This window comes from Streptomyces sp. NPDC031225, from assembly GCF_055570355.1.
Map to the genome: position 1 here is coordinate 236,447 of NZ_JBVIHJ010000014.1, position 13,372 is coordinate 249,818.

At 69.9% G+C, this 13,372-nt stretch carries 9 protein-coding genes and 3 pseudogenes; 4 read left to right on the forward strand and 8 right to left on the reverse strand.

Annotation, left to right across the window (positions count from 1 at the left end; genetic code table 11):
• Positions 1–47 precede the first annotated feature (47 nt).
• The 4 genes and pseudogenes from ACZ48Z_RS24605 to ACZ48Z_RS24620 form a co-directional block, all read right to left on the reverse strand.
• Positions 48–1,202, reverse strand: a complete 1,155-nt coding sequence (locus ACZ48Z_RS24605; protein WP_468738019.1) for a serine hydrolase domain-containing protein — start codon at positions 1,200–1,202, stop codon at positions 48–50.
• A gap of 312 nt (positions 1,203–1,514) precedes the next feature.
• Positions 1,515–1,907 (reverse strand): RsbRD N-terminal domain-containing protein, encoded by a 393-nt coding sequence (locus ACZ48Z_RS24610; RefSeq protein WP_466293579.1) that lies wholly within the window; start codon positions 1,905–1,907, stop codon positions 1,515–1,517.
• A gap of 169 nt (positions 1,908–2,076) precedes the next feature.
• Positions 2,077–2,673, reverse strand: coding sequence for a TetR/AcrR family transcriptional regulator (locus ACZ48Z_RS24615; RefSeq protein ID WP_468738020.1), 597 nt, complete (start codon positions 2,671–2,673; stop codon positions 2,077–2,079).
• A gap of 254 nt (positions 2,674–2,927) precedes the next feature.
• Positions 2,928–3,620, reverse strand: a pseudogene (locus ACZ48Z_RS24620) (family 43 glycosylhydrolase); the annotation flags it as partial.
• Here ACZ48Z_RS24620 and ACZ48Z_RS24625 point away from each other — a divergent pair.
• Both ACZ48Z_RS24625 and ACZ48Z_RS24630 read left to right on the forward strand, forming a co-directional pair.
• Positions 3,607–3,744 (forward strand): annotated as a pseudogene (locus tag ACZ48Z_RS24625) (alginate lyase family protein); the annotation flags it as partial. The pseudogenes ACZ48Z_RS24620 and ACZ48Z_RS24625 sit on opposite strands and share 14 nt — an antisense overlap.
• A 95-nt stretch (positions 3,745–3,839) precedes the next feature.
• A complete protein-coding gene (locus ACZ48Z_RS24630; protein ID WP_468738021.1) occupies positions 3,840–5,447 on the forward strand; it encodes a carboxylesterase/lipase family protein in 1,608 nt (535 codons plus the stop codon).
• Positions 5,448–5,471: 24 nt separating this feature from the next.
• Here ACZ48Z_RS24630 and ACZ48Z_RS24635 read toward each other — a convergent pair.
• The 3 genes and pseudogenes from ACZ48Z_RS24635 to ACZ48Z_RS24645 all read right to left on the reverse strand — a co-directional run.
• Positions 5,472–5,669, reverse strand: a pseudogene (locus tag ACZ48Z_RS24635) (substrate-binding domain-containing protein); the annotation flags it as partial.
• Positions 5,670–5,780: 111 nt separating this feature from the next.
• On the reverse strand, positions 5,781–6,722 hold the full coding sequence (gene mmuM, locus ACZ48Z_RS24640) for a homocysteine S-methyltransferase (RefSeq protein WP_468738022.1): 942 nt from the start codon (positions 6,720–6,722) through the stop codon (positions 5,781–5,783).
• A gap of 83 nt (positions 6,723–6,805) precedes the next feature.
• Complete coding sequence (locus ACZ48Z_RS24645) at positions 6,806–8,845, reverse strand: autotransporter (protein ID WP_468738051.1); 2,040 nt, start codon at positions 8,843–8,845, stop codon at positions 6,806–6,808.
• 271 nt (positions 8,846–9,116) lie between these two features.
• On the opposite strand from ACZ48Z_RS24645, the gene ACZ48Z_RS24650 reads away from it, so the two are divergent.
• Together ACZ48Z_RS24650 and ACZ48Z_RS24655 are read left to right on the forward strand one after the other, a co-directional pair.
• The gene (locus tag ACZ48Z_RS24650) at positions 9,117–10,217 is read left to right on the forward strand and encodes a glycoside hydrolase family 43 protein (RefSeq protein ID WP_468738023.1); all 1,101 of its coding nucleotides are present in this window, start codon (positions 9,117–9,119) and stop codon (positions 10,215–10,217) included.
• A complete protein-coding gene (locus ACZ48Z_RS24655; RefSeq protein WP_468738024.1) occupies positions 10,214–11,623 on the forward strand; it encodes an RICIN domain-containing protein in 1,410 nt (469 codons plus the stop codon). The genes ACZ48Z_RS24650 and ACZ48Z_RS24655 overlap by 4 nt, the downstream gene beginning before the upstream one ends.
• Positions 11,624–11,630: 7 nt before the next feature.
• Here ACZ48Z_RS24655 and ACZ48Z_RS24660 read toward each other — a convergent pair whose 3' ends face one another.
• Positions 11,631–13,313, reverse strand: a complete 1,683-nt coding sequence (locus tag ACZ48Z_RS24660; RefSeq protein WP_468738025.1) for a rhamnogalacturonan lyase B N-terminal domain-containing protein — start codon at positions 13,311–13,313, stop codon at positions 11,631–11,633.
• Between the last annotated feature and the right edge of the window lie 59 nt (positions 13,314–13,372).

Below are 13,372 nucleotides of genomic sequence, written 5' to 3' on the forward strand. Positions count from 1 at the left end.
CCGCCGGACGGCGGTCTCCCCACACGAATAAATGCGTCAGCCGACCTTCAGTCGCCGGCCCGGGCGACCGCGCGCAAGAAAGCGACGGTCTCGTTCTCGCGGTTGTCGGACTCCTCCTCCGAGGCGCCGTACCTGGGGTTGGCGGACAGCTTCACGATGGTGGTGCGGCTCGCCGGGTCGACGTAGACGAACTGGTTGTACACGCCGATCGCGCTGAACTCCCCGCGGTCCCCGTCCGGAAGCCACCACTGGTAGCCGTAGCCGAGATCGAAGGTGTGCCCACCGACCCACGGCCTGCCGGGCTGAAGGTGTTCGGCCGCGACGGTCACCGAGTCGCCTACCCACTGGGCTGGGACGATCTGCTTGCCCTGCCACACTCCGACGTTGCGGTACAGCTCGCCGATCCTGGCGAAGTCGCGTGCGGTCAGGTTGAGTCCGGCGAAGGCCATCTCGGTGCCGGTGGAATCCGCGACCCAGTAGCCGGGGGACTCCATCCCGAGAGGCTCGCACAGCTTCTCCCACATGTACTCGGAGACCGGTCGCCCCGTCGCCGCGGCCAGCAGTGCTCCCAGAGCCTGGGTGTCACCGGAGTTGTAGCGGCAGACGGTGCCCGGCTCGCTCTCACCGACGGCGCTGGCGACGAAGTCGTCGAGCGTACCGACGCCGGACAGGACGGCCCCGAGCCGGAAGATGTCGGACTCCGGGTCGCTGTAGTCCTCGACCCAGCGCGCGCCGGACGACATCTGCAGGACATGCCGGATGGACACGCCGTCGTACGCGGAACCGGGCCGTACGGGCACATAGGCGCTGATCGCGTCGTCGACGCTCTTGATGTGGCCCTCGTCGACCGCGATGCCGACGAGCGCCGAGACGAAGCTCTTGGCCACGGACATCGACAGCCACTGGACGTCGGGTCCCCCGGTGAGCCAGTAGCCCTCGTAGCGCACGGCGCCGTCCGTCAGGACCAGAAGTGCCGAGGTGTCGGTGTCCGCGAGGAACCGCTCAGTCGCTCGGACCTCCCCCTCGAACGTGTAGGACTCCGGCAGGGTGACGGGCTCCCCCTGCGGCCAGGGGGAGGGAGCCAAGGAGGCGGGCATGGCCCGGGTCGGCATCAGATCCTTGATGCGGGCGAAGTTCTCGTACTGCGGCACGCCGGTGAACAGGCCGAGTTCGGCCATGCTCCTGGGCTGAAGATCGGTCATCGTCGTCCTTCCGCGAAGGGGAGCGGGGAATCGGTGAGCGACCGACACGGACGCCTTGGGTACCGATGCGCGAGAAACTAGCAGTACCAATCGGTTATCACAACCGATCGGTACGTCCAATTTGGGCTTAGGAGAGCTTGGGTCGGATCGACGGGATCAGCGAAGGCCGGAAACGGAGAGTGGCCGCCTCCGTGACTATGGACTGCTCCGCCCAGATCACCTTCCCATCGAGGCTGTGCCGCGTGCCGCAGCTCTTGGTGAGCTGGGCGAGCGGTGCACGCCACACGAGGAGAGCGATGTTGCAGGAAGGGGTCAGCAGGGTGCCCTTCGGCAGGTCGTCGCTACAGCCATCGGTCGCGCTCCTCCTGGTGCGCCGTGACAGCCTGCTCCGACGTGCGGTCGACGTAGGCGAAGCCCAGGCGAGTGAGGGTGTTCATCGTCTCGTGGACCAGGTTCGGGGCCCTTGGTGAGACGCAATACCGGTTCATAGAGGACGTGCAGCAGGGCGGCGTGGCCGAGCCGGTAGATGCGCAGCAGATCGCTGATCGGCAGTCCGTGGGTGGCGAGTCGGCGAGCAGTCTCGATGGCCTGGGACGGCGCCCGACCTGGGTCAGGTCGAGGCCGTGCTCGAGAACGTCGAGGACGGCGGTGATGTGTCCGGTCGTCGTCGCCGGCTCCTGAGCGACGAGATCCTCGTACTCCCACACGTCGGGCAGTTCGCTGCGAGAGACCTCTGTCAGTTCGGCGGCCAGTCGATCCGCCCGTGGCCTGGGCTCTCTGGCGAGATCACGAAGAAGCAGGTCGACGCCCGTCGCCATGTTCTGGATGTACGGCAGATGCCGATGATCGGGCTTGTATCGAAGGGCAGGACAGGTCAGGCCGGGCGGTCGAGCATGCGGACGGCGAAGTCGATGGCGCGGTCGGCCCGTGCGCGGTCCCCGGAGACGAGAAGATCGAGCTGGAGGCCCCGGACCTGGGCGAGCAGGAGGGTGGCCAGGGCGGGAGCGTCCTCGCGCGGCCATCCGTCCAGGGTGAGACGGTCGACCAGGACGTCGATCCAGCCCTGGACGATCGACTGCGCAAGGTCAGTGTCCCTGCCGGGCTTCCAGCCGTGGTGACCGACGAGTTCGAAGAGGAGCAGGAACTGGCGCTGCTCCTGCGGCTCGCACAGCCGGATCCACACGGCTTTCACCAGCGCCGCCGTCGAGGGTGCCCCACTCAGCTCCGGATCCGAGGACAACCGCGTGGCCAGGTCGGTCCGGATCTTTTCCAGGACGGCCATGATCAGCTCGTCCTTGGAGGAGAAGTGGCGCAGCAGTGTCGCGTGGGTGACGCCGATGGCCTGGGCCACCGGCCGAAGGGAAAGATCCCTCACGCCGTGTTCGAGGATGTACTCGGTCGCCGCGGCCAGCAGCTCCGGGCGCCGGTGCTGGAAACGCAGTGTGCGCCCGTCGACACGAGGGGTGCTCATAGTGGCCTTCTCTCGCTCGGCGTGATCGACCACTAAGCGTACCGCCAGGTTAGGATAACCGCTCGGTACTGCATCCGCCATGAGTGAGCGCAGGATTTCCGCGACGCGTTCGGTCACGGCCTCACCCCATGAGTCCCCCGAGCCTGATTAGGACGCTAATGAGGGGCCTCCCGGGGTGCGCCTCAGGAGCCCGACAAGCGGGCGCGAGCCCCTGAACACGCACGACTTGACAGGGAACACTCGCTGTCGTATCAGAGCACGAGGCCGGCGGCCTGCGTGTACGTACGGGGCCGGGCCTCCACGGTGACCTCGGCCTCCGCCCGGTGCTCGGTGATCCGCCGGGCGAGCAGACTGTGCGCCCACCGCGACTCGGGCCCGTGCCGTCCGCGCAGCCGGATCCAGCCGGGTCGGGCAGCGATGTCCGCCCAGGACGGATCGGGAGCGGCACGCAGACTGCTCCAGGGCCAGCCCAACGGATTTCCGGCAGCGGGGATGCTCCCCAACGGATCCCCGGCAGCGGGAGCGTTCCCCAACGGATGTCCGGCAGCAGGGAGTTGCTCTGTCCGCCCCGGCTGCGTCGCCACCTCGACCTCGACCTCCGGGTGCGAACCCCCGTGCCGCATCCTCGGCCAACCCTCCGCGTCCCACGTCGCCGCCTGGATCGCCGTCTCCCGGCCGAGCGTGCAGCGCGGGCCGTCCGGCGTGTGTAGGGGGCGGGCCGTTAGGTGGCTCAACACCCAGCTTCCGTCGGGAAGTTGGACCAGTCCGCCGTGTCCCGCCTTCTGCAGCGGCAGCGAGGGGTCGTCCCGTGAGGTCAGCAGGGGCCGGGCGTCCAGCTCGTACGGGCCGGTGATCTCCCGGCTGCGGGCCATCAGCGCCCCGTGCTCGAAACCGGTGCCGCCCTCGGCGAGGACGAGGTGGTACCAGCCGTCCCGGCGGATCAACCTCGACGACAAGTACATCGCGCAGATGTACTACGACCTGGTCGCCCCCGAGGGCGGCGGCGGGGACTACGGCACCACCAGCGGCGGCTTCGACCAGCTGGGCTTCGGCACCCTGATGTACGCCAAACAGCCCTCAAGCGTGCTCGTGCACCGGAATACCGGCCGCGACTGTGGTGCTCTGGTGATACCGGTGCACGAGTACGGCGAAGGGCTGGTGGGCGGATGACGGCAGACCAGGCGAACCCCATGGCCAAGGCGCCCGACGGGGACCCCGTGGCGCGGACACCGCACGGAGCGGTCCGCGGCCGGTACGAACGGGGCGTGGCCGTGTTCCGCGGCATCCCGTACGCGGCACCCCCCTTCGGCCCCCGGCGCTTCCGGCCCCCGGAGCCCCCCGAGCCCTGGGACGGCGTCCGCGACGCGGCAGCCTTCGGGCCGACGGCGCCGAAACCGCCGTACTCCGACGCCTTCGCGCAGTACCTGTCCGACCCGGTCGTCCCGGGCGACGACTGCCTCAACCTCAACGTGTGGACACCGGAACCAGGGCCCGGCGCCCGCCTCCCGGTCCTGGTGTGGGTCCACGGCGGTGCCCTGACCCGGGGTTCGTCCGCGGTGCCCGTGTACGACGGGCATGCCTTCGCCCGCGACGGCGTCGTGTTCGTCTCCGTCAACTACCGCCTCGGCGTGGAGGGCTTCGGCCTCTTCCCCGACACCCCCGCCAACCCCGGCCTCCGCGACCAGCTCGCCGCCCTGCGCTGGGTCCACGAGTCGATCGAGGCCTTCGGCGGCGACCCCGGCCGCATCACCCTGGCCGGGCAGTCGGCCGGCGCGATCAGCATCGGCGCGCTGCTCGCAGCCCCGCAGGCCCAGGGCCTGTTCCGGCGGGCGGTCCTGCAGAGCGGCCCGCCCGAGGCGAGCGACCGCGACAAGGTACGGCGGATGGTGCGCCGGATGGCCACCCGGCTGAAGATCCCCGCCACCGCCGCGGCCTTCGCCGACGTCGACCGCGACCTGCTGCTGCGCACCCAGGCCGAGGTGGGCAGGCTGAGCAGTCCGGTCCTCGGCGGCCCCGCCTTCGGGATCGTGGTCGACGGCGACCTCGTGCCCCGCGACCCCCTGGAGGCACTGATCGAGGGGGAGACGAGCAAGGACGTCGACCTCATGCTGGGCTGGACCAGCGACGAGTACCGCCTCTGGGTCGTTCCCGGCGGGCTCCTGGAGCGCGTCGACCGGCTCGGCCCTGTCGCCCTGGCCGGTGCCATGGCCCGCTGCCACTGCGGCTCCGAGGTGGTGCGCGGCTACCGTGCCCTGCACCCCGAGGCCGGCACCGCCGACCTCGTCGGCCAGATGGTCACCGACCATCTGCTGCGCATCCCCCTGCACCGCCTCGCCGAGGCCCGCCCGGGCACCTCGTACGTCTACGAGTTCGCCTGGCCCTCCAACCTCCCGGACCTGGGCGCCTGCCACGCCCTCGAACTGGGTTTCGTCTTCGACACCGGGGACACCCCGGAGTCGGCCAAGCTCGCAGGCGAGGGCGCCCCGACCGAGCTCGGCGAGGCCATGCACGGCGCGTGGGTGCGCTTCGCCACCGACGGCGACCCGGGCTGGCAGCCGTGGGACCCCACCCACCCGGTCCAGGTCTTCGGCAAGGGCGACCCCTATATCGCGTCCGGCCCTCGGGACGGCGATTTCGCAGTGTGGACGGCCGATATGACGACACCGGAGACGGCCCCCGTGTCGGAGCCGGCGGAGGGCTGGCCCGCCCGGACGGCGGAACTGCGGTCGGTGGTACGGCGACTGCGGCGCTCGGGGCTGGCCCGGCGGCACTGAGGGAGGGGCCCGGGACCGTCCGTCTCAGGTGCCGGTCGCGGCGACCGAGTCCCGGACCACCACATGGGTGCCCAGCAGAAGGTGCTCGGCGGGGTCCTCCGCCGTACGGCCGAGCGCGGTGCGTACGGCGAGGCGTCCCAGCTCCTCGTAGGGGACATGGACCGTCGTGAGCGCAGGGTGCAGGTCACGGGCGAAGGGGATGTCGTCGTAGCCGGCCAGGGACCCCTGGGGGCGCGGGGAACTGCGCGAGCACCACGACGAGGGCCGCACCCGCAAGACAACAGAAGCCCGATGGCGAGAAGGCGCACGGCCCCCGCCGGCGCAGCGCCGACGCTAGCGCAGCGCCCCCGCGATGCCCGAGATCGCCTCCGGCCCCACCCGGCAGCACCCGCCGATCAGTCCCGCTCCCGACGTCCGCCACTCCGTGACCTCCTCCGCGGTGAACGTCGAGCGGCCCTCCCAGCTGCGTGTCTCCGCGTTCCAGGACTCCCCGCTGTTGGGGTAGACGACGACCGGCTTGCCGGTCACCCGGGCGGCGGTCCCGATCGCGGGGGTCACGTCCCCGGGCACGCAGCAGTTGACGCCGACCGCGATGACCTCGTCCGCGTCGGCGGCCAGGGCGAAGGCCTCCTCCAGCGGCTGGCCGGCCCGGGTGCGGTCACCGGCGACGGAGTAGGAGAGCCAGGCGGGAACGCCGAGGCCGCGGATCGCCCGCAGCAGTGCCGTGGCCTCATCGCTGTCCGGGATCGTCTCCAGCGCCAGGACGTCGGGCCCGGCGGCGGCCAGCACCTCCAGGCGGGGCCGGTGGAAGGCCTCCAGCTCGGCCACGCTCAGCCCGTACCGCCCCCGGTACTCCGAGCCGTCCGCGAGCATCGCGCCGTACGGCCCCACCGAGGCCGCCACGTACAGCGGCCGCCGAACCCCCTTCGCCGCCGCCTGCCGTGTGGCGTCCCGCGCCGACTCGACGCTGAGGGCGAGCAGTTCGGCCGCCCTCTCCCGCCCGATCCCGCGCTTGGCGAACCCCTCGAAGGTGGCCTGGTAGCTGGACGTGATCGCCACGTCCGCGCCCGCCTCGTAGTACGCGAGATGCGCCTCGGTGATCGCCTCGGGCCGTTCGGCGAGCAGCCGCGCCGACCACAGCTCGTCGCTCAGGTCGTGCCCGGCGGACTCCAGCTGGTTGGACATGCCGCCGTCGAGGACGACCGGGCCGGCCGCGAGGGCGTCGGCGAGGGGGACGGAACGGGCGGCAGGGGTTTCCGGGATGTCGCTGGTCATGCCTCGACGCTAGTCGACGGGCCGGGAGGCCGCCCCGTCCGTCCGGTGTGCGAACATCCCGTCCACCCTGCGGGACCGCCCTGTCAGCCGTGCGAGGCGTGCCGCCCGCCCCGGCCCCCGCGCCGCTTGCCGCGCCGCCTGAAGGCCGACGGCACGACCATGCCCCCCAGCAGCCCGAGGGCCAGTACATACGGCCACCAGCCCAGCCCCTCGGTCACCGCGGCCGTCGTACGGGGCGCTGCCGCCGCTGTCCGCGACGACGTGTCGGCGCGCACGCCGGCCGAGGCGCCGGCCGTGACCGCGGTGAGTACGACGTCGTTGCCGTCGCCTCCCCGGTAGGTGATCCGGTAGTTCGTGTCCGAGAGCTTGAGCCGCGTGCCCTCCGCCAGACCCTTGAAGGCGCCCGTGGTCTTCGCGGTCCCCTTGTTGTCCAGGACGGTGATGCTGCGGGCGGGATCGGTGCCCGCGGCGGCGAGGTCGAGGTCACCGGCCAGCGTGACCGGGCCCGTCACCTTCAACGGGCTGTTTCCGAGGACCAGTTCGCCCTTCGTGTGCTGTGTGTAGCCGCCGGAGACGGTGAGCCCGCCCACGACCACGCCGTCGTTGGTGACCGCGCCCTTCACCGTGCCCCTGCCGGACAGCGCGGACCGCACCCGCAGGCCGGCCGCGCCCGCGTCCAGCAGTGAGGTCGCCGAGGTGAGCCGGATTCCCTTGCTGTGGGCGAGAGTTGCTCCTCCGCGCAGCGCGAGTGTGCCCTGCTTGACGGTGGTCGTCCCCGTGTAGGTGATCGCGTTTCCGGTCAGTGTCGTCGTCGCCCTGCCCGCCTGGGTGAGGGAGCCGCTGCCGCTGATCCGGGACAGGGACAGGGACTTGGCCGTGTTGTCGATCACGAGGGAGCCGTCGTTCACCACCCGGTAGCGGCCGCCCCCGGTGTAGAGCCCGCCGTCGCCGCCGGACCTGCCGCTGCCCAGGCGGAGCACGGCACCCTTCTCGACGGTGGTGGAGCCGTCGTAGTACTGGACGGCCGCGAAGGTGACGTCGTTGCCCTTCGTGCCCTTGATGACGATGTCACCCGCGCCGGGCGCGGACAGGGTGTCGTGGAAGCGGCCGCCGCCGATCGGGGCGCCCAGCGTCACGGGGCCGTCGTAGTCGAAGGTGAGCTTCGAGCGCTCGCGGGCCGCCAGCAGGTTGATGTAGACGGTCTCCGCCGTGCCCGGCATGAAGATCCGATTCGTCGTCCCGTCCCCCCACTGGACGTTCGCGCCCTTGATGTTGGTGCCGCGCTTGTTGACGTTCTTGGGGGCGGGCGTCCAGTTCAGGGCGGGGTCGCTGAGCGAGGGGTCGGTGTCGCCGCCCTGGTTCGACCAGCTGTACTGGCCCGTGAGGACGACCTTGCTGCCCGGCCGGGACTGGACGTTGATGTCGCTGCCGTACTCGCGCTGGTAGAAGTCCATCCGCAGGGTGACGGTCCGGCCCAGCGGGGTGTCCACGGTCCAGGTGCCCTGGTTGAGGACCTTGCGGACGCCTGGCAGCGAGGTCGCGAACTCGGGCCGTCCGGCATTGGCCTGGGTCCCGTTGTCGATGACGCCGGAGAACGGGCCGGAGGTCAGGTCCCAGGTGCCCCACAGGAAGCGCGGCTGGGTGATCAGGCCCGAGCCGCTGACCGTGCCCAGGTTGTAGGCGCTCTTCAGGGAGAGCCGCAGAGTGCCGTCGACCCGGATGTTGTCCTGGTTCAGGCCGAACGCCGGGGTGGCGTAGGGGAAGTGGCCGATCAGCCCGGATGTGCCGCCGTCGCCGTACTGGAGGGTCGCCCCGCGCTCGACGGTGACCGCGGGCGGGTCGGCGGCGGTCGTGGTGACGTACGGATGGTTGCCGCCCAGGATGTGTACGGACTGCCGCTGCCGTGCCTTCGGGAGTGTGAAGTCGCTGTTCCTGGTGAGGACCAGCGTCCCGCTGCCGCGCACGGTGAGCGTGCCCTCGCCGCGGAACACCCCGTCGTAGGTGGTGGTCCCCGCCGGCACCGTGACGACTGTGTCGCCGGTCAGCGTCACGTCCCGGTCCGCGAGCACGTCGGCGGTGACGTCCCGGGATCCGGCGGCCGCGGCCGGGGGAGCGGAGGCCATGAGGGCGGCCGCCGCCAGGGCGCCGGCGGCCGCTGCTGTTCTGTGGAAATGGGTGCGCACATGATCGGAGACGGACGGGAGCGGAGGCGATAACAGAAATCCGGCGACGAGCCGGTGAATGAGCCGAAACAGAAAGCGCCTTCTTCCGATCGCGTCCGACCCGTTGACCTCCCGGTTCCCCAGCCTTACCTTTCGGCTGTTCGCATTAACAACAGATGTTCTCAATACCGAACATCGCTCTCAGGACACCCCCACCCGAGAGGCAGTCCGCATGAGCCGCGCCACCGATGTCCCCCACCGAAGACTGCTGCTGAAGGGTGCCCTGGCCGCGGGCGCCCTGGCCGCGACCCCCTCGACCGCCGAGGCGGCGACCCCCGCAGCCGCCGAAGCCGCCCCGTGCCCGAAGAAGGCCGCGCCCTTCGAGAACCCGCTCGTCCGGCACCGCGCCGACCCGTACATCCACCGTCACTCCGACGGCTTCTACTACTTCACGGCCACCGCCCCGGAGTACGACCGCATCATCCTGCGCCGCTCCCGCACCCTGAACGGCCTCGCGAGCGCCGACGAGTCCGTCATCTGGACCAAGCATCCGACCGGTGTCATGGGCGCCCACATCTGGGCGCCGGAGATCCACCGGATCGGCGGCAAGTGGTACGTCTACTTCGCCTCCGCACCCGCCGAGAGCGTGTGGGACATCCGCATCTGGGTTCTGGAGAACGCCAACCCCAACCCGTTCAGGGGTACTTGGGTGGAGAGGGGGCAGGTCAAAACCGCCTGGGAGACCTTCTCCCTGGACGCCACCACCTTCACCCACCGGGGCAGCCGCTACCTCGCCTGGGCCCAGCACGAGCCCGGCCTGGACAACAACACCGGCATCTTCCTGTCGAGGATGGCGAACCCCTGGACCCTGACGGGTCCTCAGATCAGGCTCACCACCCCGGAGTACGACTGGGAGTGCATCGGCTACAAGGTCAACGAGGGCCCCTCGGTCATCGCCCGCAACGGCCGCCTGTTCCTGTCCTACTCGGCCAGCGCCACCGACCGGCACTACTGCATGGGCCTGCTCACGGCCGACGCGAACGCCGACCTGATGAACCCGGCGAGCTGGTCCAAGTCCCCGGACCCCGTCTTCACCAGCAACGACACCACCAAGCAGTACGGCCCCGGCCACAACTGTTTCACCGTCGCCGAGGACGGCCGCAGTGACGTCCTCGTCTACCACGCACGGCAGTACAAGGACATCGTCGGCGACCCGCTGAACGACCCCAACCGCCACACCCGCGTCCAGAAGCTCGGCTGGCACGCGGACGGCACCCCGGACTTCGGCATACCGGTGGCGGACGCCGCCACGGACACGGAGGTTGCGTCATGAGACGTGCTTACGCGGTACTGCTCGCCCTCTGCCTGGCCCTGGCCGGCGCCCTCGTGACCGCGGGACCGGCCCAGGCCGCGGCCCTGACGATCCCCAACGGCGTGCAGTTCAAGGACACTTCGGGTAACGCCCTGCACGCCCACGGTGGCGGGGTCATCAAGGTCGGGTCGTACTACTACTGGTTCGGCGAGGACCGCAACGCCGACAACACCTTCAAGTACGTGGACGCCTACCGCTCCACCGACCTGAAGAACTGGGAGTTCAGGAACCACGTCCTGACCCAGTCCTCCGCCGCCGAGCTCGGCACCGCCTACATCGAGCGGCCCAAGGTCGTCTACAACGCGTCCACCGGCAAGTTCGTGATGTGGATGCACAAGGAGAACGGCACCGACTACAGCGAGGCCCGCGCGGCCGTCGCCGTCTCCTCCACGGTCGACGGGAGCTACACCTACCAGGGCAGCTTCCGCCCGCTCGGCGACAACATGTCCCGCGACATCACGACGTTCGTCGACACCGACGGCACCGGCTACATGGTCTCGGCGGCCAACGAGAACTACGACCTGCACATCTACAAGCTCACCGCCGACTACACCGGCATCGCGAGCCTGGTCGCCAACCCGTGGGTCGGCGGACACCGCGAGGCCCCGGCCCTGTTCAAGCGGGGCAGCGTCTACTTCATGCTGACGTCGGCCGCCACCGGCTGGAACGCCAACCAGCAGCAGTACGCCACCGCGACCTCCCTCGCGGGTCCCTGGACGTCGATGGCGAACGTCGGCGACTCCACGACCTACAACTCGCAGACCGCGTACGTCCTTCCCGTGCAGGGGACTTCGGGCACCTCGTACCTCTACATGGGCGACCGCTGGGGCAACTCCTTCGGCGGGACCGTCAACGACTCCCGTTACGTGTGGCTGCCGTTGACCTTCCCGACCTCCACCACGATGTCCATGTCCTGGTACCCGGAGATCAGTGTCGACGCGGCCGCCGGCACGATCGGCGGCACGAGCGCCACGTACAACACGCTGGTCTCCCGCAACAGCGGCAAGTGCGCTGACGTGGCGAGCCAGTCGCTGTGGCAGGGCGTCGCGATCAGCCAGTACACCTGCAACAGCGGCGGCAACCAGAAGTGGTGGTTCAAGGACCTCGGCACCGGCTACTACCAGCTCGTCGGCCGCGGCAGCTCGCTGTGCCTCCAGGAGAACGCCACCAACGTCACCCAGGAGAACTGCGGGAGCGCGACCACCCAGCAGTGGTCGGTGGTCACGTCGGGCTCGTACGTGAACATCAAGGCCCGGGCCTCCGGCGAGTGCCTGGACGTGAACGGCGCGTCCACCGCCAACTCCGCCGCGATCATCACGTACACGTGCAACGGAGCGACCAACCAGCAGTGGACGCGCGGAACCTGACGTCAAGTCAGGCAAGCAGGTCGATCGCGTCGATCGACGTACCGGCACTGAGGAAGGACGTCGACCCGGAACCGCTCGCCACGTAGATCTTCAGCGTGTTGTAGGCGCTGGTGTCCGTCAGCCAGGCGGACGCCGGCACGCTGTAGGTGAACGTGTAGTTGTTGCCCCGGTACGAGCCCACGGTCAGTGACCGGGTGCTCGGCTGGGTGGGCGGTGAGGGGACGGCGGAGGTCCAGGTGTCGTTGACGACGATCTGCGGGCGGCCGTTGACGTAGGCCGTCGTCACGCCGATGCGCAGGGTGTGCGCGGCGGCGGCCTGGGCGGCCGTCAGCTTGAAGTAGACGATGATCCCGCTGTTGACGTCCTTCCACAGATAGCAGGGGAAGCCCGAGGTCTCGGTGCCGCTGCCGATGACGACGTTGCCGGTCCAGGAGGAGGCGCGGACGTCGGAGGGATGGGCGTACGTCATCAGGTCGGCGTTCTTGAAGCCGCCGGGTGTGCCGTTCCAGTCGTTGATGCGCCAGATCGCGCCCGCGTTGCCCGGATCGTTCGAGGACGGGATCGCGATGGAGTTGAGGGTGGTCGTGCCGCCCGCGCTGACGCTCACCGAGCCGGTGTAGACGGCGAGTTCACCCTTGAAGACGGTCAGCGTGTACGTTCCCGGCAGCACACCCCCGATGGAGAAGTAGCCGTCCGAGGACCGCGCCGAACCCCAGTACTGGGCGGCGGAGTTGGCGAGTCCGACCGTGTAGGCGTACGAGGTGTTCCGCCCGGTGATGCCGACGCCGGCGACCTTGCCCCGGCCGCTCGCGGGGACGTAGCCCGAAATGCCGAGCGAGTCGGCCCACGAGGTGGTGAGGGTGCCCGGATACAGCGCGGAGGAGGGCGCGCCGCCGTCCGTGAAGGCGATGACGTAGGGACCCTGGAGACCGAAGCGCTGGGCCTCCGTCTGGTTCTCGCCGTAGTACAGGATCTCGTACAGGCCGCCGCCGTCCGCGCTCTGGTGGCGCAGGAGGGAGCGGTAGAACGGGCCGCCGGAGGCCTTCTCGTGGTTGGAGCGCACGATGTACAGGCCGACGCTGCCGGTGGTCCAGCCGACGTAGTTGTAGTCGATGACCCGGGCCTTCGCGTAGTGCTTGGAGCGGGTCTGGCCGTCGGACTTCGCGAAGACGTCGGCGGCCTCGATGGTGGTGGGCGCGTAGGTGTACGAATCGGGCTCGTCGTTGAGGAACTTGCCCGCGTTGACGCGCAGGATGTATCGGGTCGCCGAGACCGAGTCGTCGGCCTTGTTGGTCCACAGGTAGACGTTGTTCTCTCCGCTGCGGGCCGCGTAGTAGTGCTTCAGCGTGCCGTACGCGACCGAGATCAGGATCGTCGTACCGGACTGCTTGATGCTCACGGTGGACGTGCCGAGGCCGGACTCGATGTGCGAGTTCTTGCCGCCGTAGCCCTGGTACTGCGTGCCCTTGTAGACCAGCGAGGTCAGGTCGCCGTTGGTCTTGCTGACCTTGAAGACGAGGCTGGCGCCGGTGTCGACGACGTAGTTCGAGCCGTCGTCGGACCAGCCGAAGGTCGCGGCGGACGCGGTCTCGGCGAGCGGTCCGGCGAGACCGGCCGTCCCTGCGGCGGCCACGGTGCCGAGCACGAAGGTACGGCGTCCGACAGATCTGTGCACGGTGGATTCGGACATGTGGGGGTGCCTCCTCCGGAGAGGTGTGGGGGTGGTGCGGGTGCTTTGGAGGGTGACAG

Excerpts from the sequence above, each read along its gene's own strand:
- ACZ48Z_RS24645 (WP_468738051.1), bottom strand. The coding sequence starts at position 8,845 with ATGGCCTCCGCTCCCCCGGCCGCGGCCGCCGGATCCCGGGACGTCACC.
- ACZ48Z_RS24605 (WP_468738019.1), bottom strand. The coding sequence starts at position 1,202 with ATGACCGATCTTCAGCCCAGGAGCATGGCCGAACTCGGCCTGTTCACC.
- ACZ48Z_RS24615 (WP_468738020.1), bottom strand. The coding sequence starts at position 2,673 with ATGAGCACCCCTCGTGTCGACGGGCGCACACTGCGTTTCCAGCACCGG.
- ACZ48Z_RS24650 (WP_468738023.1), top strand. The coding sequence starts at position 9,117 with ATGAGCCGCGCCACCGATGTCCCCCACCGAAGACTGCTGCTGAAGGGT.
- mmuM (WP_468738022.1), bottom strand. The coding sequence starts at position 6,722 with ATGACCAGCGACATCCCGGAAACCCCTGCCGCCCGTTCCGTCCCCCTC.
- ACZ48Z_RS24655 (WP_468738024.1), top strand. The coding sequence starts at position 10,214 with ATGAGACGTGCTTACGCGGTACTGCTCGCCCTCTGCCTGGCCCTGGCC.
- ACZ48Z_RS24630 (WP_468738021.1), top strand. The coding sequence starts at position 3,840 with ATGACGGCAGACCAGGCGAACCCCATGGCCAAGGCGCCCGACGGGGAC.
- ACZ48Z_RS24660 (WP_468738025.1), bottom strand. The coding sequence starts at position 13,313 with ATGTCCGAATCCACCGTGCACAGATCTGTCGGACGCCGTACCTTCGTG.